The 23,911-nt window shown below is 72.3% G+C and carries 5 protein-coding genes; all 5 read left to right on the forward strand.

The annotated features are described in order from the left end of the window. Positions 1-7 precede the first annotated feature (7 nt). The 5 genes from B0293_RS02580 (at position 8) to B0293_RS02600 (ending at position 23,901) form a co-directional block, all read left to right on the forward strand. Positions 8-10,996 carry a type I polyketide synthase gene (locus B0293_RS02580; RefSeq protein WP_005152899.1) on the forward strand — a complete coding sequence of 3,663 codons (10,989 nt, stop codon included), beginning with the start codon at positions 8-10 and terminating at the stop codon, positions 10,994-10,996. 31 nt (positions 10,997-11,027) lie between these two features. Beyond that, on the forward strand, positions 11,028-19,763 hold the full coding sequence (locus B0293_RS02585; RefSeq protein ID WP_005152898.1) for a type I polyketide synthase: 8,736 nt from the start codon (positions 11,028-11,030) through the stop codon (positions 19,761-19,763). Between the two features lie 8 nt (positions 19,764-19,771). Continuing rightward, positions 19,772-22,708, forward strand: a complete 2,937-nt coding sequence (locus B0293_RS02590; protein ID WP_005152897.1) for a type I polyketide synthase — start codon at positions 19,772-19,774, stop codon at positions 22,706-22,708. Beyond that, positions 22,705-23,550: a 3-hydroxyacyl-CoA dehydrogenase family protein gene (locus B0293_RS02595; RefSeq protein WP_005152896.1), complete on the forward strand. Its 846-nt coding sequence runs from the start codon at positions 22,705-22,707 to the stop codon at positions 23,548-23,550. The genes B0293_RS02590 and B0293_RS02595 overlap by 4 nt, the downstream gene beginning before the upstream one ends. A 99-nt stretch (positions 23,551-23,649) precedes the next feature. Beyond that, positions 23,650-23,901: an acyl carrier protein gene (locus B0293_RS02600; RefSeq protein ID WP_005152895.1), complete on the forward strand. Its 252-nt coding sequence runs from the start codon at positions 23,650-23,652 to the stop codon at positions 23,899-23,901. Positions 23,902-23,911 lie beyond the last annotated feature (10 nt).

Consider the following 23,911-nt stretch of genomic DNA (forward strand, 5'->3'; position numbering starts at 1 on the left):
CACCGTCATGACCACCGACGAGCGGACGCTCGACTACCTCAAGCGACTGACCGCCGAACTGCGTGAGACGCGGCGCCGTCTGCGAGAAGCCGAGGAGAGCGGCTCCGAGCCCCTCGCGGTGATCGGCATGGCCTGCCGGTTCCCGGGCGGGGTCACCTCGCCGGAAGGACTGTGGGACCTCGTCGACGGCGGCGGGGACGGGATGACGGGTTTCCCGGCGAACCGGGGCTGGGACACCGACGGGCTGTATCACCCGGACCCGGAACACCGGGGCACCAGCTACAGCGACCAGGGCGGATTCCTCCATGACGCCGGGGAATTCGACGCGGGTTTCTTCGGCATCTCGCCGCGGGAAGCCCTCGCGATGGACCCTCAGCAGCGGCTGCTGCTGGAGGTCACCTGGGAGACGTTCGAACGGGCCGGGCTGGACACGGCCGCGCTGAAGGGCAGCGCCACCGGCGTGTTCGCCGGGGCCATGCGCAGTGAGTACGTCTCCGGGTTCGACGGCGGATCCGAAGAGGTGGAAGGGTTCCTGGGCACCGGCTCGTCCAACAGCGTGCTGTCGGGTCGGCTCGCCTACACCCTCGGCCTGGAGGGTCCGGCGGTCACGATCGACACGGCGTGCTCGTCGTCGCTGGTCGCGGTCCACCTCGCGGCGCACGCGCTGCGGTCGGGGGAGTGCTCACTGGCGCTGGCCGGCGGGGTCACGGTGATGGCCACACCGGAGACGTTCGTCGAGTTCTCGCGGCAGCGCGGCATGGCACCGAACGGGCGCTGCAAGGCGTTCGCCGCCGGGGCCGATGGCACCGGCTGGTCCGAGGGCGCGGGCATGCTCCTGCTGGAGCGGTTGTCCGACGCCCGCCGCAACGGGCACCGGATCCTCGCCGTCCTCAAGGGTTCCGCGGTCAACCAGGACGGCGCGTCCAACGGCCTGACCGCGCCCAACGGCCCGGCCCAGCAGCGTGTCATCCGTGCCGCGCTGAAGAACGCGAAGCTGACCGCCGCCGACGTCGACGCCGTCGAGGCGCACGGCACCGGCACCACCCTCGGTGATCCGATCGAGGCACAAGCGCTGCTGGCCACCTACGGCCGTGAGCGGGAAACCCCGCTGTGGCTCGGGTCGATCAAGTCGAACATCGGGCACACCCAGGCGGCCGCGGGTGCCGCCGGGATCATCAAGATGGTCGAGGCGATGCGCCGCGGCGTGCTGCCCCGCACCCTGCACGTCGACGAGCCCTCCCCGCACGTCGACTGGTCGGCCGGAGCCGTCGAACTGCTCACCGAGCCGAAGCCGTGGGACACCGGCGACCGTCCGCGCCGAGCCGGGGTGTCGTCCTTCGGCATGAGCGGCACCAACGCGCACGTCATCCTGGAGCAGGCCCCTGCGGACGACGACGCAGAGCCGGAGCGGACTCCGCCCGCCGTCCAGACGTGGCCTCTTTCGGCCCGCGGACCCGCCGCGCTGAAAGCCGCCGCCGCCGACCTTCTGTCCACAGTGGACAATAGTGATCCGCTCGACCTCGGGTGGTCGCTTGCCACCACGCGGACCGCGCTGGAAAGCCGCGCCGCGATCGTCGGCACCGGCGTGGAAGACCTGAAGGCCGGGCTGACCGCGCTGGCCGAGGGCGAGCCCGCCCCCGGCGTCGTCACCGGTGAACCGCTGCTCGGGCGCACCGCGTTCCTGTTCTCCGGCATGGGCGCCCAGCGTTGCGGCATGGGCCGCGAGCTCTACGACACCTTCCCCGCGTACCGCGCCGCCTTCGACGAGGCGTGCGCCGCTCTCGACCCGCACCTCGACCGCCCGCTGGCCGACGTCGTCTTCGGCGACGACCAGAAGCTGCTCGACCGGATGACCTTCGCCCAGCCTGCGATGTTCGCCTTGCAGGTCGCGCTGTTCCGCCTGCTGGAATCTTGGGGCGCCCGGCCGGACTACGTCGTCGGCCACTCCGCCGGTGAACTCGCCGCGGCCCACGTCGCCGGGGTTTGGGACCTGGCGGGCGCCGCGCGGATGATCACCGCGCGCGGCCGTCTGATGGAGGCGCAGCCGCCGGGCGGCGCGATGATCGGTATCCAGGCCACCGAAGAGGAGGTCGCCGCCGAACTGACCGACGGCCTCGCCATCGGCGCGCTCAACGCCCCCGACTCGGTCGTCGTCTCCGGTGAGGAGGCCGCCGCCGAGGCGCTGGCCGCGAAGTTCGCCGAACGCGGGCGGAAGATCAAGCGGCTCAACATCTCCCACGCGTCCCACTCCGCGCGGATGGACGGCATGCTCGCCGAATTCGGCGCCATCGCCGAAGAGATCCCGCACGGGACGCCGACGATCCCGGTGGTCTCCAACGTGACCGGCCGTCTCGCCGGACCCGACGAGGTCACCGTGCCCGGCTACTGGCCGCGCCACGTCCGGCAGCCGGTGCGGTTCGCCGACGGGGTCGGATTCCTGCGCGGCGAAGGGGTTTCCCGGTTCGTCGAGATCGGTCCGGACGCGGTGCTGGCCGGAATGGCGGCGCGCACGCTGCCGCCGGAAGGCACTCTTGTTGTCCCGGTGCTGCGCAAGGACCGCCCCGAAGCCCCGACGGCGATGACCGTGCTCGCGGAACTGCACGTCCGCGGCGCCCGCGTCGACTGGACGGCGTTCTACGAGGGCACCGGGGCCCGCACGATCGATCTGCCCACGTACCCGTTCCAGCGCGACAACTACTGGCTGCGCGGCGGCCACAGCGCGGGCGACCCGGGCGGGCTCGGCCTGGCCGACGCCGCCCACCCGCTGCTGGGTGCGGCCGTCCCGCTCGCCGACGGCGCGGGCGTCGTCCTGACCGGCCGGATCTCGCCGTCCACCCACCCCTGGCTTTCCGACCACGCCGTCGCGGGCACCGTCATCGTGCCCGGCACCGCGCTGGTCGAACTCGCGCTGCGCGCCGGTGACGAAGCCGGCTGCGCGCATCTGGAAGAACTCACCCTGCGCGAGCCGATGGCCCTGGCCGGCCCGCTGGACGTCCAGGTCGTCCTGGCAGGCCCGGACGAGAGCGGCCGTCGTGCTGTCGCCGTGTACTCCCGTGCCGGTGAAGGCGCCTGGACGCTGCACGGTTCGGGAACCCTGGCACCGCAGGCCCCGGCCGCGAACTTCGACCTGGCCGAGTGGCCGCCGCGCGACGCCATCTCTGTGGATGTCGCCGAGGTCTACCCGGTGTTCGCCGCCGCCGGCCTGGAGTACGGCCCGGTCTTCCAGGGACTCAAGGCCGCCTGGCGCCTCGGTGAGGAGATCTTCGCCGAGACCGCGCTGCCGGAAGACACCGCGAAGGCCGACGTAGATCGTTTCGGCCTGCACCCCGCGCTGCTGGACGCCGGTCTGCACGCGATCGGCCTCCTGAGCGAGGAACCGGGTGGCGCCAAACTGCCGTTCCTCTGGCAGGACGTCACCCTGCACGCCACCGGCGCGTCCGCGCTGCGGCTGAAGCTCACCCCGGCCGCGTCCGGCGCCGTCACCCTGCGCGCCGCCGACGGCACCGGCGCGCCGGTCGTCACCATCGGCTCCCTGACCCTGCGCGAACTCGCCCCTGTCACCACGGCGACTCCCGGTCTCGACTCGCTGTTCCGCCTCGACTGGACCCCGGTGCCCACCCCGGCGGACTCGGCCCAGGTCGACTGGGCGTATCACGGGCGGGTCGGCGGTGGCGCCGTGCCGCCGGTGGTCGTCCTCCCGGTGTTCACCGACCCGGCGGGCGTCGGCATCGCCACCCGCGAGGTCCTCGCCGTCCTGCAACAGTTCTCGACCGAAGACCGGTTCGCCGACGCGAAACTCGTCCTCGTCACCTGCGCCGCGATCGGACCCGGCCGCGTCGATCCGGCCGCCGCCGCGGTCTGGGGCCTCGGCCGCTCCGCACAAAGTGAACTCCCGGGCCGGGTCGTCCTCGTCGACACCGAGACCGGCGACCTGACCGAGACCGAGCTCGCCGCCGCTTTGGCGACCGGCGAACCCCAATTGACCTTGCGTGACAGCGGTTTCGCCGCCCTGCGCCTCGCGCCGGTTCCCGGCACCGACGAACTCAGCCCGCCCGCCGAGCCCGCCTGGCGGCTCGGCATGGCGGCTCGCGGAACGCTCGAGGAACTGCGGCTGGAGCCCTGCCCGCAGGCTCTGGAACCCCTGGCGCCCGGGCACATCCGGGTCGCCGTCGGCGCCGCAGGCCTCAACTTCCGTGACGCGCTCAATGTCCTCGGCATGTTCGAAGGCGAGCCGGGTCCGCTCGGCAACGAGATCGCCGGTGTGGTGCTGGAAACTGGGCCCGAAGTGGACGATCTCGTGCCCGGTGACCGCGTCATGGGTGTCGCGATCGGCGGCATCGGCTCGATCACCACGGCGCAGCGCTCGATGTGCGCACGCATTCCGGAGAACTGGACCGACGAGGAAGCCGCGTCCGTGCCGCTGGTGTTCCTCACCGCCTACTTCGGCCTCAAGGAACTCGCTGGGCTGAAGGCGGGGGAGTCCGTCCTCGTCCACGCGGGTGCCGGTGGCGTCGGCATGGCGGCGATCCAGATCGCCCGCCACCTCGGCGCCGAGGTCTACAGCACCGCCAGCCCCGCGAAGCAACACGTGCTGACCGAAGCCGGGCTGGACGACGGCCACATCGCCAACTCCCGAACCCTCGACTTCGAACAGCATTTCCTCGCCACCAGCGAAGGACGCGGCGTCGACGTCGTGCTCGACGCGCTCACCGGTGACTTCGTGGACGCGTCCCTGCGGCTGCTGCCGCGCGGCGGCCGGTTCCTGGAGATGGGCAAAGCGGGACTGCGTGACCCCGAAGAGGTCGCCGCGCAGCACCCGGGCGTGCACTACCGGCCCTACGACCTCATCGAAGCGGGCCCCGAGCAGTTCTCCCGCATGTGGGCCGAAGTGCTGGAGCTGTTCGCGAGCGGTGTGCTGAAGCCGTTGCCGCGCCGCGTCTGGGACGTCCGCCGCGCCCCGGAGGCGTTCCGGTTGCTCAGCCAGGCCAAGCACATCGGCAAGGTCGTGCTCACCATCCCGCGCGGTCCGGAGCCCGAGGGCACCGTCCTGATCACCGGCGGCACGGGCGGCCTCGGCGCGATGCTCGCCAAGCACCTGATCGCCGAGTACGGCGTCCGGCATCTGCTGCTGACCAGTCGCCGCGGTCCCGACGCCCCCGGCGCTTCCGAGTTGTCGCAGGAGCTCGAAGCCCTTGGCGCGACCGTCACCATCGCCGCGTGTGACAGCGCGGACCGTGGAGCCGTCGCCGCGCTGCTGGCCGCCATCCCCGGCGAGCATCCGCTCACCGCCGTCGTCCACGCGGCCGGTGTCCTCGACGACGCTCCGATCGACGCGCTCAACCCCGAACGCCTCGATCGTGTTCTGGCCCCCAAGGCCGACGCAGCCTGGCATCTGCACGAGCTGACCGCGGAACTGCCGCTGCGCTGGTTCGTCCAGTTCTCCTCGGCCGCCGGTGTGCTCGGCAACCCCGGCCAGGGCAACTACGCCGCCGCCAACGCCTTCCTCGACGGCCTCGCCACCCGTCGTCGCGCCGAAGGTCTGGCCGCGCAGTCCGTCGCGTGGGGCCTGTGGTCCGGCGGGATGAAGGGCGAACTCGGCGACGCGGGCGAAGAACGCATGCGCCGCAGCGGTTTCCCCCCGATCGACGCGGGAGAGGGCCTGGCGATGTTCGACCGCGCGGTCGGCCTCGACCACGCCGTTCTGCTCGGCCTCAAGTTCGACCGCGCGACCGTCCGCGGCAGCGACGCCCCGATCTCGCCGCTGATCCGCGCCCTGGTCGGCGGATCCGGCCGGGCCAAGGCCAAGACCGCCACCGCCGAGCAGGCGGGCGAGCTGCGGCGCAAACTCGCCGGGCTGCCCGCGCCGGACCGCGACGAACTCCTGCTGGATCTCGTACGCCGCGAGGTCGCGCTGGTCCTCGGGCACGCCGACGCGGCCGGCATCGCCGCCACCCGCGCGTTCAACGAAATCGGCTTCGACTCGCTCACCGCGGTCGAACTGCGCAACCGCCTCGGCGCCGCGACCGGCCTCCGGCTGCCCGCGACGCTCGTCTTCGACCACCCGACGCCCGACGCGCTGAAGGTCTTCCTGCGCGGCGAACTCGTCGGGGACGAGACGCCGGCCCCGGTCGCGGTGGGGGCGGGCCATGTCTCAGCCGGGTCCGGTATCCACGACGATCCCATCGTCATCGTCGGCATGGGCTGCCGGTACCCGGGCGAGGTCACTTCGCCCGCCGAGCTCTGGCAGCTGGTCGCCGAGGGCCGCGACGGCGTCGGGGACTTCCCGGCCGACCGCGACTGGCCCCTGGACTCGCTGTTCCACCCGGACCCCGACCACCGCGGCACCACCTACGCCTCCGAAGGCGCTTTCCTCTACAACGCGGGCGATTTCGACGCCGAGTTCTTCGGGATCTCGCCGCGTGAGGCGCTGGCCATCGATCCGCAGCAGCGTCAGGTCCTGGAGACGTCGTGGGAGGCGCTGGAGCGGGCGGGCATCGACCCGGCTTCCCTGCGCGGCACCAGCACCGGTGTCTTCGCCGGGGCGCTGTCCAACGACTACATCTCGCGGCTGAGCGCGATTCCCGAGCAGGTCGAAGGTTTCCTCGGCACCGCGTCCTTCAGCAGTGTCGTGTCCGGCCGCGTCGCCTACGCGCTGGGTCTCGAAGGCCCGGCCGTCTCCGTCGACACCGCCTGTTCGTCTTCGCTGGTCGCCGTCCACTTGGCCGCGCAGTCGCTGCGGTCGGGGGAGTGCTCGCTCGCGCTGGCGGGTGGCGTCAACGTGATGGCCTCACCGGACATGTTCGTCGAGTTCTCCCGTCAGCGCGGACTGGCGCCGGACGGCCGCTGCAAGCCGTTCGCCGGGGCCGCCGACGGCACGAACTGGGCCGAAGGCGTCGGCATCCTGGTGCTGGAACGCCTTTCCGACGCCCGCCGCAACGGGCACCGCGTCCTCGCCGTCGTCAAGGGTTCCGCGGTCAACCAGGACGGCGCGTCCAACGGTCTCACCGCCCCCAATGGACCTTCACAGCAGCGCGTGATCCGTTCGGCGCTGGCCAATGCCGGGGTCGAATCGTCCACTGTGGACGTCGTCGAGGCGCACGGCACGGGCACGCCGCTGGGCGACCCGATCGAGGCGCAGGCGCTGCTGGCCACCTACGGTCGTGACCGTGAGCGGCCGCTGCTGCTCGGCTCGGTCAAGTCCAACATCGGCCATACGCAGGCCGCCGCGGGCGTCGCCGGGATCATCAAGATGGTCGAGGCGATGAACCACGGTCTCGTTCCGGCGAGCCTGCACGTGGACGAGCCGACCCCGCACGTCGACTGGACCGCCGGTGACATCGCGCTGCTCACCGAGCAGACGCTGTGGCCGGAGACCGGCGGCCCGCGCCGCGCCGGTGTGTCGTCGTTCGGCATCAGCGGCACCAACGCCCACGTCGTCCTCGAACAGGCTCCGGCCGAAGCCGAGCCCGAGCCCTCGGGCACGCTCCCCGTAGTGCCCCTGCTGCTTTCCGGACGTACGCCGGAGGCGCTGGCCGCGCAGACTTCCCGTCTGTCCACTGTGGAGTACACGGCTGACACCGGTTTCTCACTGGCGACCACCCGTACTCACCACGCGCACCGCGCGGTCGTCGTCGGCGAGCCCGGCGCCGGACTGCGGACGCTGGCCTCCGGCGAAACCGCGTCCGGCCGTCTCGCGTTCCTCTTTACCGGCCAGGGTTCGCAGCGACTCGGCATGGGACAGGGGCTCTATGAAGCTTTCCCCGAGTTCGCGAAGACCTACGACGAGGTCGCCGCGCTCCTCCCCCTCGACGGTGATCTGAGCAGGACCGGGACCGCGCAGCCCGCGATCTTCGCCCTCGAAGTCGCGCTGTACCGGCTCTTCGAGTCCTGGGGTGTCCGTCCCGCGTTCGTCGCCGGGCACTCGATCGGCGAGATCGCCGCCGCGCACGTCGCCGGTGTGTTCTCGCTGGAGGACGCGGCCAAGCTGATCGAAGCGCGCGGCAGGCTGATGGAGGCGCTGCCCGAGGGCGGTGCGATGGTCGCCGTGCAGGCGACCGAGGACGAGGTCGCCGAGTTCGACGGTGTCGCCGTCGCGGCGGTCAACGGCCCGGACGCCGTCGTGCTGTCGGGTGCCGAGGAACCGGTGCTCGCCGCCGCCTCGGCACTGGAAGCCCGTGGCCGCAAGGTGAAGCGGCTCGACGTCTCCCACGCGTTCCACTCGCCGCTGATGGACCCGATGCTCGACGACTTCGCCGAAGTGGCGCGGAGCCTGACCTACGCCGAGCCGTCGATCCCGGTCGTTTCGGCGGTCACCGGCGCTGTCGCCACCGAGCTGACCGACCCGGTCTACTGGGTGCGGCACGTGCGGGAACCGGTCCGGTTCGCCGACGCGCTGGCCGCCCTCTCGGCCGAAAACGTCACCACCTTCCTCGAAATCGGCCCGGCGGCGGTGCTTTCGGCACTCGCCGCGGGGATCGGCGAGGCGATCCCCGCCCTGCGCGACGAGAAGGACGAGCCGGAAACCGTGGTCACCGCGCTGGCCCGTCTGCACGTCCGCGGCATCGACGTCGACTGGCCCGCGTTCTTCGCCCCCGCGAAGCCGCGCGTCGTCGACCTGCCGACCTACGCCTTCCAGCACGAGCGGTACTGGCTGCGTGAGCCCGCCGTGGCGCGCGTCGCCGGCGGCCTGCGTCACCCGGTCCTGGCTTCCGCCGTGACCTCGGCCGACGACGGTGCGGTCCTGTGCACCGGTGTGCTGCCTGCCGACCCGTCGGACACGCTGCTCGTCGAACTGGCGATCCGCGCCGGTGACGAGATCGGCGCGGGCACCCTCGCCGAATTCGCCGTCGAGGCACCGCTGACCGGGGATCGCGAGGTCCAGGTCTCCGTCGGGGCCGAGAGCGATGGCCGTCGCCCGGTCTCGGTCCACACCCGGGCCGGTGCGGGCTGGCAGCGGCACGGCACCGGACTCCTCGTCACCACCCCGGCCCCGGCACCGCGACTTCCGGAAGACGGCCTGACCGAACTGACCCTGCCGGACGACAGCGCGCAGCTGTACGGCCTGCACCCGAGCCTGCTCGACCCGGTGCTGGCCGAACGCGGCTGGCCGGTCGCCTGGCGGAACGTGACCCTGCACGCCACCGGCGCCACCACCGTCCGGGCGCACCTGAGTCCGGCGGGGGAGCTGGCGGTGTTCGACCTCGCGGGAGCCCCGGTGCTGTCCGCCGAGGTGACCTTCGGCGAGCGTCCGGCGGCCGTGACGGAGCCGAGCGAGTCGCTGCACCGGATCGTCTGGTCGCCGGTTCCGGCGGGTGACGGCGAAACGTCGTGGACCCGGCTTGAGGACGTCGGCGCGGAACTGCCCGGCGCGGTGGTGCTGGAACTCGCCGAACCGGCGGGGAACGTGGCCGACGCGGCGCGTACGGCGACCGCGACCGTCCTCGCCGCGTTGCAGGAGTCCACAGCCGCCCGTCTGGTCGTGCTGACCGCCGGTGCCGTCGCACTGTCCGAAGAGGACGGTGCGGATCCGGCCGCCGCCGCGGTCTGGGGCCTGGTGCGCGCGGCGCAGTCGGAGAACCCGGGCCGGTTCGTCCTCGTCGACGGCGACGGTGACACCTCGATGCTCGGCAAGGCGCTGGCCACCGGCGAAGACCAGTTGCTGCTGCGCGAAGGCAAGCTGTACGCGCCGAAACTGACGCTGGTGGGCACGCGAACCACCGAGCCTTCGGCTTTGGCGGGCGGGACTGTCCTCGTCACCGGTGGTACGGGCGGCCTCGGTGCCCACCTAGCCCGGCACCTCGTCCAGGCACACGGCGTCCGAGAACTGGTGCTCACGAGCCGACGTGGCCCGGACGCGCCGGGCGCGGCGGAACTCGCCGCCGAACTGACCGGACTGGGCGCGAACGTCCGCGTCGAAGCGTGCGACGTCGCCGACCGCGCTTCCGTCGAAGGCCTCGTGGCCGGGATCCCCAGGTTGACCGGGGTCGTGCACGCGGCGGGTGTCCTCGACGACGGTCTCGTCGGCGCGCTCACCCCGGAGCGGCTCGCGACCGTGTTCGGTCCCAAGGCCGCCGCCGCTTGGCATCTGCACGAACTGACCAAGGGCCACGAGCTCGCGGCGTTCGTCCTGTTCTCCTCGGCCGCCGGGGTCTTCGGCAACGCCGGGCAGGGCAACTACGCGGCCGCCAACGCCTTCCTCGACGGTCTCGCCGTGCACCGCCGGGCGCTCGGCCTGCCCGCCCGCTCGCTGGCCTGGGGCCGCTGGGCGGACGGCATGGGCGGGGCGCTGGGCACCCAGGCCGGGCAACGGTTGAGCCGCAACGGTTTCCCGGCGCTGAGCACCGAGGAAGGACTGGCGTTGTTCGACGCGGCGCTGGCCGCAGACGTGGCCGCGTCGGTCCCGGTCAAACTCGATCGAGACGCGCTCGCCTCGGCCGGGCAGCTGCCGCCGATCCTGCGCGACCTCGTCCCCGTGGTCCGGCGCACCGCCGCTGCCGCCGACGCCGGCGCGCTGCGGCTCAAGCTCACCGGGCTGGCCGAATCCGAACAGGAACGCGCGCTGCTCGACCTGGTGCGCGGACAGGCCGCCGCCGTCCTCGGCCACGCCGGGGCGGCCGCGATCGCCCCGGGCCGTGGCTTCCTCGACCTCGGTTTCGACTCGCTCACCGCCGTCGAGTTCCGGACCGCGCTGGCCGCCGCGACCGGCCTCACCCTGCCCACGACGGTCGTCTTCGACTACCCGGCGCCCGACGCGCTGGCCAAGTACCTCCAGACCGAACTCGCCCCCGAAACCGGTGCCGGGGCCGCGGTGACCGAACAGATCACCCGGCTCGAAGCGCTGCTGGAAGGAGCCGATCCCGGTGACGCGGAGATCGACGGACGGCTCAAGCGGCTCGTGGCGGCCTGGACGGCGAAGAAGCCCGCGCACGCCGACCTCGACGCCGCCTCACCCGACGACCTCCTCGCGCTGATCGACGACGAGTTCGGCCCGCGCTGAGAACCGCCCTCATCCATTCAGGAGCCGTGACATGCCTTCGGAAGAGCAGTACGTCGACTACCTCAAGCGGATGGCGGCCGACCTGCGGGAAAGCCGCCGCGAGCTGGCGGACGCGCGGGAGAAGGAGACCGAGCCCATCGCGATCGTCGCGATGAGCTGCCGGTTCCCCGGCGGCGTCCGCACCCCGGAACAGCTGTGGGAACTCATCGACGGCGGCGGTGACGCGATCTCGCCGTTCCCCGCCGACCGCGGCTGGGACACCGACGCGATCCACGACCTCGACCCGTCCGTCCCCGGCACCAGCTACGTCCGCGAGGGCGGGTTCCTGCACGACGCCGCGGAGTTCGACAACGAACTGTTCGGCATCTCGCCGCGTGAGGCCGAGGCGACCGACCCGCAGCAGCGGCTGCTGCTGGAGACGGCGTGGGAGGCTGTCGAGCGGGCCGGGATCGACCCGCTTTCGCTCAAGGGCAGCGCCACCGGCGTGTTCGCGGGCGTCGGGTTCACCGACTACGCGTCGCGGCTGACCGCGCTGCCCGAGGAACACGAGGGCTACCTCGGCATCGGCACCTCCGGCAGCGTGGTGTCCGGCCGCGTCTCCTACGCGCTCGGCCTCGAAGGGCCGTCGGTGTCGATCGACACGGCCTGCTCGTCGTCGCTGGTCGCGGTCCACCTCGCCGCCCGTGCGCTGCGGTCGGGGGAGTGCACCCTGGCCCTGGCCGGCGGTGTCACGGTGATGGCGACGCCGGGCGCGTTCGTCGAGTTCTCGCGGCAGCGGGGGCTCGCACCGGACGGGCGCTGCAAGCCGTTCGCGGCCGCCGCCGACGGCACGAACTGGGCCGAAGGCGCCGGAATGCTGGTGCTGGAACGCCTTTCCGACGCGCGCCGCAACGGCCACCCGGTCCTCGCGCTGGTCCGCGGCAGTGCGGTCAACTCCGACGGCGCCTCCAGCGGCCTGACCGCCCCGAACGGCCCGTCCCAGCAGCGCGTGATCCGCGCCGCGCTGGCGAACGCCGGAGTCGAAGCGTCCACTGTGGACGTCGTCGAGGCGCACGGCACCGGAACCGCGCTGGGCGACCCGATCGAGGCGCAAGCACTGCTGGCCACCTACGGCCGCGACCGGGAAACGCCGCTGTGGCTGGGTTCGGTGAAGTCCAACATCGGCCACACCCAGGCCGCCGCCGGACTCGCCGGCATCGTCAAGCTGGTCGAGGCGATGCGGCACGCCACCCTGCCCGCGACGTTGCACGTCGACGCGCCGTCCCCGCACGTCGACTGGTCGGCCGGGTCGGTGGAGTTGCTCGACAAGGCCCGTCCGTGGGCCGCGACGGACCGGCCGCGCCGCGCGGGCGTGTCGTCGTTCGGGATCAGCGGCACCAACGCGCACGTCATCCTGGAGCAGCCCACCGAGGAAGGTGCCGAAGACCGCGAGATCGTGGCGCCGCCCGTGGTTCCGTACGTGCTGTCCGGTGCCTCGCCCGCCGCCGTCCGCGCACAGGCCGCCGCCCTTCTGTCCACTGTGGACGAATCCAGCGCCGAGCCGGTCGACGTCGCGCTCTCCCTCGCCACCACGCGCGCTGGGATGGAACACCGCGCCGTCGTCACCGGCGCGGACCGCGCCGAACTGGCCGCCGGTCTCCGTGCCCTCGCGGGTGGCGAAGCGGGAACGGTCACCGGCAGCGACACCGCCGGACGCCTGGCCGTGCTGTTCACCGGCCAGGGTTCGCAGCGGCTCGGCATGGGCCGCCGTCTCCACGAATGCTTCCCGGTGTTCGCCGAAGCTTTCGACGCGGCCTGCGCGCACCTGCCCGGCGTGCGGGACGTCGTGTTCGGCGCCGACGCCGCCCGGCTCGACCGCACCGAATTCGCCCAGCCCGCGCTGTTCGCCTTCGAAGTCGCGCTGTTCCGGCTCGTCACGTCCTGGGGTGTCAGCCCGGACTTCCTCGCCGGGCACTCGGTCGGCGAGATCGCGGCCGCCCACGTCGCCGGAGTGCTTTCCCATGAAGACGCGGCAAAGCTCGTCCTGGCCCGAGGCAGGCTGATGCAGGCGCTGCCCGAGGGCGGCGCGATGATCGCCCTGGAAGCGACCGAAGACGAGGTCCGCCCGTATCTGTCCGCCGACGTCGCGCTCGCGGCGGTCAACGGGCCGCGCGCGGTCGTCCTGTCCGGCGCCGAGGCGGCGACGACCGCTGTCACCGAACGCTTCCCCGGCCGTCGCTCGACCCGCCTCTCGGTGTCTCACGCCTTCCACTCGGCGCTCATGGAGCCGATGCTCGCCGAGTTCGCCGCCGTCGCGCGGACCCTGACCTACCGCGAGCCCACGATCCCGGTCGTCTCGACGCTGACCGGCGAGCTCGCGGACCGGCTCACCGATCCGGAGTACTGGGCCGAGCACGTCCGCGGCACCGTCCGGTTCGCCGACGCGGTGGAAACCCTGCACGGCCAAGGCGTCACGACGTTCCTCGAGCTCGGTCCGGACGCGGCGCTCACCCCGATGGGCCGTTCTGTCCGCCCTGACGGCGTCGTTTTCGCCGCCACCCAGCGCAAGGATCGCGACCAGGCCGCCACCCTCGTCACCGCGCTGGGCCTGATCCACGCCCACGGCGCCCGCGTCGACTGGTCCGCCTACCTCGGCGGAAGCGGGGCGCGCGTGGTCACGCTGCCGACGTACCCCTTCCAGCGCAAGCGTTTCTGGCTGGAGGACCCGGGCGCGGACGTCGCCGCCGCCGAGGACGGCCGGTTCTGGTCGGTCGTCGAGGCAGGCGACGTCGGCGAGTTCGCCGCCGAGCTGAAGCTGTCCGACGTCGAAGCGCCGCTCGGCACTGTCCTGCCCGCGCTGTCGCGTTACCGCCGCGCCCGGTCGCTGGCGGCCGAAGCGACATCGCTGGCCTACCACGTCCGCTGGCAGCCCTTCACCCCCGCGACGACCACGGCCACCGGACGTTGGCTGCTCGTCACGTCCGCGCGGGAGCACCCGTGGATCGAGACCGCCTCCCAGGCCCTTTCCGGCGCCGAAGTGCGACGGCTCGTCGTGGAGCAGCCCGACCGCGTGGACCTGCCGGACGAGTCCTTCGACGGAATCCTGTCCCTGCTGGCCCTCGACGAGACCGAAACCGACGGCCTGTCCTTCGGCGCCGAAGCCACGATGTCGCTGGTCCGCGAGCTGGCCACGCGCGACCCGCAAGGTCCACTGTGGACGCTCACTCGCGGCGCGGTGTCGACCGGCGCCCACGACGCGCCGGACTCGCCCGCACAGGCCCAGCTGTGGGGTTTCGGCCGCGCGGCCGCCTTGGAGAACCCGCAGGCGTGGGGCGGTCTCGTCGACGTCCCGGCCGAGCCGGGAGAGCGGACCCTCGCTCTGCTGCGCGGCGTCCTCACCGGACCTCGCGGTGAGGACCAGGTCGCCGTCCGGGCCACCGGCGCCTTCGGCAGGCGGCTCGCGCACGCCGAACCCGTCGAGGCCAAGCGATCCTGGCAGCCGCGCGGCACCGTGCTCGTCACCGGCGGTACCGGCGGACTCGGCGGGATCGTCGCCCGCTGGCTGGTCGACCACGGCGCCGAACACGTCGTTCTCGTGTCACGTCAAGGACAAGACGCTCCCGGCGCCGCCGAGCTGGCAGGAGATCGCGTCACCATCGCCGCCTGCGACGTCGCCGACAAGGACGCCCTCGCGGCCGTGATCGAGCCGATCCGCGACGACCTCCGCGCGGTCTTCCACCTCGCCGGCGTCCTCGAACTCGGCCTCATCGAGACCATGGACCGCACGCGCTACGCCGACGTCCTTCGCCCGAAGGTCGCCGGGACGCGCAACCTCGAAGAGCTGACCGAGGGACTCGACCTCGACGCCTTCGTCCTGTTCTCGTCGATCGCCGCCTCCATCGGCAACGCGGTCCAGAGCGCTTACGGGGCCTCGAACGCGTACCTCGAAGCCGTCGCGCAGCGGCGCCGGGCGAACGGCCTGCCCGCGACGTCGATCGCGTGGGGCCGCTGGGGCCGCGTCGGCATGGGCGTCGGCGCGGACCTCGACGAACTGCTCAGCGGGCTCGGCGTCCCGGCCATGGCGCCGGAGACCGGTCTGGTCGCGCTCGGCCAGGCGCTGGACCGCGACGAGACCGCGCTGACCGTCGCCGAGCTGACGTGGGAGAAGTTCGCCCCGCCGTTCGCGGCGCTGCGGCCGAGCCCGTTGCTGGCCGATCTTCCCGAGGTCGTCGCCATCGCCGAGGCCGAAGCCGCCCAGGCCGCCGAGGGCGCGGAAGCCGCCGATGCCTGGCGCACCCGCCTCGCCGGGCTGCCCGAGGCCGAACGCGAACGCGTCGTCACCGAACTGGTCCTGACCCACACCGCCGCCGTGCTCGGGCACACCGACGGCGTCCCGGCCGGGCAGCAGTTCACCAAACTGGGCATCGATTCGCTCACCGCCATCGAGTTGCGCGGCCGGATCAACACCGAGACCGGACTCGCGCTCCCGCCGACGATGGTGTTCGACCACGCGACCCCGGCCGCGCTCGCCGCGCATCTGCTGGCCGCGCTCACCCCGGCCGCCGAGGAGACGCGGACCGTCGTCGCCGGACCGGCCGCCGCGGGCCAGGACGTCGCCGTCGTCGGCCTCTCCTGCCGCTTCGCCGGTGGCAGCGACACTCCGGAGAAGTTCTGGCAGAACCTGGTCCAGGGCAAGGATCTGGTCCGCGAGGTCCCGCCGGACCGGTGGACCGCCGCCGATTACTACGACCCCGACCGCACAGCGCCGGGCAAGGCGTACACGCAGCAGGGCGCGTTCGTCGACGACATCGCCGGCTGGGACGCGGCGTTCTTCGGCCTGTCACCGCAGGAAGCGCGGCGGCTCGACCCGACCTTCCGGCTGCTCATGGAGCTGGTGTGGGAGGGCATCGAGGACGCCGGGCTCACCGCCGACGAACTGCGCGGCAGCCGCACCGGCGTGTTCGCCGGGCTGATCGACACCATGCAGTACAGCATGCGGCAGCTCGAAGCCGACGGCATGGACGCGGCCGACGACCCCTACTTCGGGCTCGGCAGCTCGCTTTCCGCCGCCGCCGGGCGCATCGCGCATCTGCTCGACCTGCGCGGCCCCTGCCTCACCGTGGACACCGCGTGCTCGTCGGCGCTCAGCGCGGCGCATCTGGCCGTGCAGAGCCTCCGCCGCGGCGAGTGCGACATCGCGATCGTCGGCGCCGCGTCGGCGATGATCAACCCGGACGTCTTCATCCAGTCCTGCAAGATGAGCATGCTCGCCGCCGACGGCCGTACCAAGACCTTCGACGAGAGCGCCGACGGCTACGTCATCGGTGAGGGCGGCGGCGTCGTCGTGCTCCGCCGGGCGGGCGAGGTCGGCGCGGGCAGGCGGACCCGCGCGGTCATCCGCGGCACCGCGACCAACCAGGACGGCCGCAGCAACGGGCTCACCGCGCCCAACCGCGCGGCGCAGAACGCAGTCATCCGCGCGGCGCTCGCCGACGCCGGGGTCGGTCCCGACGAGATCGGCTACGTCGAGGCGCACGGCTCCGGCACGCAGCTCGGCGACGCGATCGAGTTCACCGCACTCGGCGAGATCTTCGGCGAGCGAAACGCGCCCGAGCCGCTCTACGTCGGCGCCGTCAAGACCAACGTCGGCCACACACTCGCCGCGGCGGGCATGGCCGGGCTGATCAAAACCGTGCTGTCGCTGGAGAACGGCACCCTGCCGGGGAACCTGCACATGAGCACGCCGAACTCGGTGGTCACCGTGGACGGCACGGTCCGCCCGGTCCCCGAGGCGCGGCCCTTCCCGGCCAACGCCGCCGGGGTGCTGCGCGCGGGTGTCAGCTCCTTCGGCTGGTCCGGGTCCAACGTGCACTTCGTTCTCGACCAGGCCGCACCCGCCCCGCCCGCCACTCCCGGCGTGGAATGGCAGCTGCTCACGATTTCCGGTCAGAGCGAAGCCGGGTTGCGCGCCAACGCCGAGGCGCTGGCCGAGAACCTGACCGGAGAACTGGCCGACGTCGCCTTCACCACCCAGGCCGGGCGCAGCGCTCTCCCGCTCCGCAAGGCCGTGCTGGTGCGCGATCACGCGGACGCCGTCACGGCCCTGCGCGCGGTCACCGGCGGTTCGGCCGTCACCGACAAGCGGCGCTTCGGCCTCTTGCTGCCCGGTACTCGTGGCGCCTGGCGGGGCACGACCGACGAGCTGTACCGCACCGAACTCGCGTTCCGCGCCGCGATCGACGAATGCGCGGCCCTGCTGGACGGTCGCGCCGACCTGCTCGGCGCGCTCTACGGCACGGCCGAAGCCGACGAACGGGCCGTGGTCTTCGCCGTCGAGTACGCCTTCACCCGGCTGCTGACCGCGTGGGGCCTCGAACCGGCCGTGGTGCTCGGACGCGGGACCGGCGAATGCGTCGCCGCCGTCGCGGGCGGGCTGTTCGGTCTCGCCGAAGGCCTCGAACTCGCGCTCGGCGGACCCGTTCCGCAGGCGGGAACCCCGACGGTGCCGGTGATCTCGCCGCGCACCGGCACGGTACTCACCGCCGCCGAAGCCGCCGACCCGGCGCACTGGCGGATCGCGGACGACCGTTTCGAAGACGGCCTGCTGGCGCTCGCCAAATACGCCGGAGTGCTGGTCGAAGCCGGACTCGGTGACGACGGCGCCGAAGCGGCGGGCCGCTACCTGCCGCAGACGCCGGTGGTCTCCCTGTTGCCGCAGCCGGTGGCCGGTACCGGACGACAGGCCTGGCTGACCGCGCTCGGCGCGCTCTGGGAGCACGGCGTCCAGATCGGCTGGGCCGACGGCGCCGGACCGGACCGCCGGTTCGTCTCCCTGCCCGGCTACCGCTTCCAGCGCACCCGCTACTGGCCGGAGGTCGCTTCTCGCGGTGGCGGCTGGTCCCTGTCGCAGATGTCCGCCGGTGAACCGCAGCCGGAAACGCCGGTCCGCGACGGTCTGGCCGCGCACACGCCGACCTGGCGCCGGGACAGCACCCGCCGGGTGCCCGCGACTCCGGGAGACCTCGTCCTGTTCGCCGAGCCTGGCGCGTTCGCCGACGGTTTCGCGGCCGCCGCGGAGGCCGCCGGACACCGCGTCACCGTCGCGTCCGACATGGACCGCCAGGTGTTCGCCGGAGACGGCCCGTTGCGGATCGTGCATGCCCTCGGGCTCACCGCCAGCGGCCTCGAATCCGGCTTCTACAGCCTCCTGGAACTCGGCAAGGCGATCGGCGCCGAATGCGCCGGGCGCCGCGTCGACCTGCTCGCCTTGGGACGCAACGGCTTCGACGTCCTCGGCGGGGACGCCACCGACGCCTTCGCCCCGACCATCGCCGCCACGGCCGACGCGATCGCCGCCGAGTACCCGCTCGTCCGCGCGCAGTACGCGGACTTCGACCGCACCGGCGACAAGGTCGCCCAGGCGACGCACGAACTCGACCTGCTCGCCGCGTCCACAGTGGACACCGTCGACGGGGTCGCCGTCGCCGCTTGGCGCGGCGGACGGCGCTGGCTGCGCGGCTTCGACGTCGTCGAGCTGCCCGAGACCGACGACGCGCTGGCCTGGAAGCCCGGCGGGACCTACCTGATCACCGGCGGGCTCGGCGTCCTCGGCCTGGCGCTGGCCAAACGCCTCGCGCCGCTGGGCGTGAACCTCGCGCTGGCCGGCCGTTCCGAGCTGCCGCCGGAAGAGACCTGGGACGACTGGATCCGCGACCACGGCGTCGACGACCGCACGAGCGAAGTCCTGCTGGCGGTCCGGGACCTGCGCGCCCTCGGCGCCGAGGTCCTGACGCTGCGCGCCGACGTCAGTGCCCCCGGCGAGGCCGCCGCGCTGCTGGCCGAGGTCCGCGGCTACTTCGGCTACCTCGACGGCGTCGTGCACGCCGCCGGGATCGCCGGTGGCGGTCTGTTGCAGAACAAGACCCGCGAGCAGGCGGCCGCGGTGCTGGCGCCGAAGGTCGACGGCACGCTGGCCCTGACCGAAGCGCTGCGTGTCGAACCGGTCGACCTGCTGGTCCTGTACTCCTCGACGGTGACGCTCACCGTCGGCGTCGGCGAGATCGACTACTCGGCGGCCAACGCCTTCCTCGACGGGGTCGCCTCGGCCTCGGCGGGGGGACGTGGTCCCGCGAAGCAGGTCGTGTCGGTCGCGTGGGGTCCCTGGCAACTGGACGCCTGGACGGCGTCCGGGCTCTCGGGATCCGCCGAAGCGCAGGAAGGTTCCCGCAAGTTCCGCGAGGAGTTCGGCATCGGCGCCGAGGAAGGCACCGAACTGCTGTCGCGGATCGTCGCCTCCGGCGAGCCGCTGGTGACCGTGCTCCCGCTGCCGCTGTCCGACGTGCTGGCCGCGCTGGCCCGGATGGGGTCGGTCGACGCGCTGGTCGGCGCCGACGCCGCCATCCCCACCGGTGAGCGGTACCCGCGGCCCGATCTGCGCACCGCGTACGTCGCCCCGCGCACTCCGGCGGAGGTGCGGGTCGCCGCCGCCTGGTGCGACTGCCTCGGCCTGGAAGAGGTCGGCGTGCACGACCCGTTCTTCGACCTCGGCGGCACGTCGCTGATCGGCCTGGTGCTGATCGGCCGCGTCGCCAAGGAGTTCGGCGTCGAACTGGCGCCGGCGAGCCTGTTCGAGAAACCGACCATCGCCGAATTCGTCACGCTCCTCGGCGAACAGTCCCCGGCGGCCGCCGAGCCTGCCGGGGTCGCCGAAGACGTATCCGCCCGCGGCGAACGCCGCCGCGCCCGCACCGCGAAGCTCCGCAAGCGCCCGAGCCGGACCGGAAGGTGAACCACCCCATGACCACGCGAGAACGGGACACCGGCGACGACATCGCGATCGTCGGCATGGCCGGGAACTTCCCCGGCGCGCCCGACATCGGCAAGTTCTGGGCCGACCTGTGCGCCGGCCGCGACGGCATCACCCGGATGACCCGCGACGAACTGCTCGCCGCGGGCGTCCCCGCCGAAGTGGCCGACGACCCCGCGTTCGTCCCCGCCGCGGGCCTGATCCCCGGGATCGACCGCTTCGACGCCGACTTCTTCGGCTACAACCGGGCCGACGCCGAACTGCTCGACCCTCAGCACCGCCTGTTCCTCGAATGCGCGTGGCACGCGCTGGAGGACGCGGGCGTCGACCCGGACCGGGTCGAAGGCCTCGCCGGGGTGTTCGCCGGTGGTGCCCCGAGCACCTACCTGCTGTCGAACCTGCTCTCCAACGACGTCACCGCGCTGACCGTCGGACCGGACCAGCTGATCCTCCAGAACGAGAAGGACCTGATCGCGTCCCGGCTGTCCTACGCGCTCGACCTGACCGGCCCGTCCGTCAGCGTCCAGAGCTGTAGCTCGACCGCGCTCGCCGCCGTCGCGCAGGGCTGCTCCAGCCTGCTCACCGGTGAGTCCGACCTGGTGGTCTCCGGCTCGGTTTCCGTTGTCGTGCCTCAGGAACCGGGCTACCTCTACCGCGAGGGCAGCCGGTTCGCGCCCGACGGGATCAACCGGATCCTCGACGCCGGAGCCAACGGCAAGGTGCCCGGCAACGGTCTCGGCGTAGTCGTCCTGCGGCGGCTGGAGGACGCGCTCGCCGACGGCGACCGGGTCTACGCGGTGATCCGAGGCTGGGCCATCCACCACGAGGGCAACCGGGCGAGGCAGGGATTCAACCTGCCGGGCGTGCCCGGTCAGGCCGCCGTCGTCGCCGAGGCGATGGCCGCCGCCGACGTCGAACCCGGCGAGATCGACCACATCGAAGTGTCCACTTTGGGCACTCCGTTCGGTGACGTCGCCGAGATCTCCGCGCTCCAGAAGATCTTCGACGTCGACGACGTCGAGCGGATCACGCTCGGCTCGATCGACGCGAACCTCGGGCACATCAACCAGGCGGGCGGTATCGCCCGGCTGATCAAGGCCGCGCTGGCGCTGCATCACGAGAAGCTGCCGCCCGCGGTCAACTTCGAGAAGCCGAATCCGCAGCTGGCCCACAGCGGCGACAAGCTCGTCGTGCAGACGGAACTGGGCGACTGGCCTCGCGGCGAGCGTCCTCGTCTGGCCGGGGTCAGCGCGTACGGTTTCGGCGGCACCGATGCGCATGTCGTCATCGAGGAAGCGCCGGAGGATTGCCCGAAGCGCCCGGACGCCCGGCCGCATCAGCTGCTCGCGTGGTCCGCGCGGACCCCCGAGGCGGCCGACGCGATGACCGGCAGGCTCGCCGCGCACCGTCCTGAGTGGACGGACCTGGCCGACGTCGCCTACACGCTGCACAACGGCCGGAAGGCGTTCGAGCACCGGCGGATGGCCGTGGTGTCCTCTGTGGACGACGCCGCCGACGCGTTCGTGTCCGAGACCCGTGTGGTCGCCGAGGCGGACACGAAGCCGAGGAAGGCGGGTTTCCTGCTGGCCGGGGTCGGCGAGCAGTACCGCGGCATGGCGGGCGGCCTGTACGACAGCGAGCCGGAGTTCAAGGCCGCCGTCGACGAATGCGCCGAGCTGTTCAAGGCTCACCTCGGCGCCGATCCGACGGCGAGCTTGCACGGAGACCGCGGTTCCGACGGCGGGGACCTGGCCCGGCTGCTAGGCCGCGCCACCGACGCCGAGGACGCGGCGCCGTCGGTCACCCAGCCCGCCGTGTTCACCCTCGGCTACGCGCTCGGCCGTGTCCTGCGCGCCTGGGGCGTCCAGCCCTCGGTGCTCGCCGGATACAGCGTCGGTGAGTTCGCCGCCGCGACCCTCGCGGGCGCTCTCACGCTGGAGGAGGCCACCGCACTGGTGGCCTTCCGCGCGAAGCTGATCGAGAAGCTGCCCGAAGGCGCGATGGCCGCGATCCCGCTGGGCGCGGCCGAACTCACCGCGCTGGTGGGCGACGTGACCGCGTTCGGCGTCGACGTCGCCGCGATGAACGGGCCGCGGATGATCGTGGTGTCCGGCGCGGGCGACGGTGTCGAAAAGCTGGCCGCCGCGCTCACCGAACACGGTGTTCCGGCGCGTCCGCTGCGCACCACGCACGCTTTCCACTCACGCGCCCTGCGCCCGGCCGCCGCCGAACTGACCGCTTGGGCGCGGAAGAACCTCACGCCGCGCGAGCCGGAAGTGCCCTACCTGTCGAACGTCACCGGCGCGCCGATCACCGCGAAGCAGTTGAACGATCCCGGGTACTGGGCCGAGCACATGTGCCGTCCCGTGCGCTTCGCCGCGATGATCGAGCATCTTGCCAGTACTTCCCCGGATACCGTGTTGCTGGAACTGGGAGCCGGGCAGTCGCTCGGCTCGATGTTCCGCGGCCACCCCGATTTCCCCCAGACTTCGTGGTCGCTGCTGGTACCCACCCTGCCCGGCGAGGCCGACCCCCGCCAGGACACGGCCGTGCTCACCGAAGCGCTCGGCCGCGCCTGGCTCTCCGGGGCGGACATCGACTGGCGGGCCTATCACGACGGCCGTGACCCGCGGAAGACCACGTTGCCCGGTTATCCGTTCCAGCGCGACCGCTACTGGATCGAGCCGACCGAAGCCGCCGCCGACGTCGCCCTCGGCGCCCGGTCGGCCCGGCCGGTCTACCTGATCGAAGGCGAACTCGGTGTCACCGCCCGGGATCTGGCCGCCCGGCTGGGCGCCGAACTCGGCGCGACCGTCTTGTTCGCCGAAGAGCACCCCGGCGGCGCCGACGCGGTGCGGGCCGCCCACGGCCGGCTCGACGGCGTGCTGGACCTGACCACGAGCAACGCAGCCAAGGAGGAACGATGACCCTCGTCGGAGTCGTCGGCGCCGGTGTGATGGGCACCGGGGTCGCGCAGAATCTCGCCACCAGCGGGCACGAGGCCGTGCTCATCGACGTCGACCCCGGCAAGCTGGCCGACGCCCGCGACCGGATCGAACTCGAATGCCGGATGAGCCGCATGCTCGGCGGTCCGGAGATCGACGCGGAGGCCGTACTCGGCCGGATCACCTTCGGCACCGAACTCGACCTCCTCGCCGAGGCCGAGGTCGTGATCGAGAACATCACCGAGAACTGGGACCTGAAGTCCCGGCTCTACCCGAAACTCGACGAGGCCTGCAAGGCCGACACCGTGTTCGTCGTCAACACCTCCGCCATCCCGATCACCAAGGTCGCCGCGCTCACCCAGCGCCAGGACAAGGTGATGGGCGTCCACTTCATGAACCCCGTGCCGATGAAGCCGTCGTGCGAGTTCATCCCCGGCTACCACACCAGCGAGTCCACCAAGGACATCGTGCGCGAACTGCTGCTGTCGATGGGGAAGAAGCCGATCCCGGTCAACGACGCCTCCGGGTTCGTCTCCAACCGCGTGCTCATGCTCACCGTCAACGAGGCCGCTTTCCTCGTCCACGAAGGGGTCGCGGACGCGGAGACGGTCGACGAGGTCTTCCGCGGCTGCTTCGGGCACCCGATGGGCCCGCTCGAGACCGCCGACCTGATCGGCGTCGACACGATCCTCTACAGCGTCGAGGTGCTCTACGACGAGTTCAACGACAGCAAGTACCGCCCTTGCCCGCTGCTCAAGCAGATGACCGCGGCCGGGCTGCACGGCCGCAAGAGCGGCAAGGGTTTCTACAACTACAGCGGCTGAAGGACGCTTTCGCCGCATCTCACGCGGTGAAGGGCGCTTTCCTCGCATCGCATGCGGCGAAGGACGCTTTCACCCCCCTTGACAAGAAAGGTATCCACCATGTCGCAGGACGTCCGCGGCGAGATCCGCGCCTTCATCGGGGCGAAGTTCCCCAGCCTGTCGTTCACCGACGAACAGGACATCTTCGCACTGGGTTTCGTGAACTCCCTGTTCGCGATGGAGCTGGTCATGTTCATCGAGAAGGCGTTCGCCACGCGGATCCCCAACGAAGAGCTGAAGCTGGACAACTTCCGCACCGTCACGCGGATGACCGAGCTGGTCGAGCGGCGCACCGCCGCGGCCGCGCACTGAAACGGGGAGA

It is taken from the genome of Amycolatopsis azurea DSM 43854 (genome assembly GCF_001995215.1).
Classification (GTDB): Bacteria; Actinomycetota; Actinomycetes; order Mycobacteriales; family Pseudonocardiaceae; genus Amycolatopsis; species Amycolatopsis azurea.

Bases quoted from the DNA above. Each gene is read 5' to 3' on its own strand.
- B0293_RS02590 (WP_005152897.1), top strand. From the start codon at position 19,772: ATGACCACGCGAGAACGGGACACCGGCGACGACATCGCGATCGTCGGC.
- B0293_RS02585 (WP_005152898.1), top strand. From the start codon at position 11,028: ATGCCTTCGGAAGAGCAGTACGTCGACTACCTCAAGCGGATGGCGGCC.
- B0293_RS02580 (WP_005152899.1), top strand. From the start codon at position 8: ATGACCACCGACGAGCGGACGCTCGACTACCTCAAGCGACTGACCGCC.
- B0293_RS02595 (WP_005152896.1), top strand. From the start codon at position 22,705: ATGACCCTCGTCGGAGTCGTCGGCGCCGGTGTGATGGGCACCGGGGTC.
- B0293_RS02600 (WP_005152895.1), top strand. From the start codon at position 23,650: ATGTCGCAGGACGTCCGCGGCGAGATCCGCGCCTTCATCGGGGCGAAG.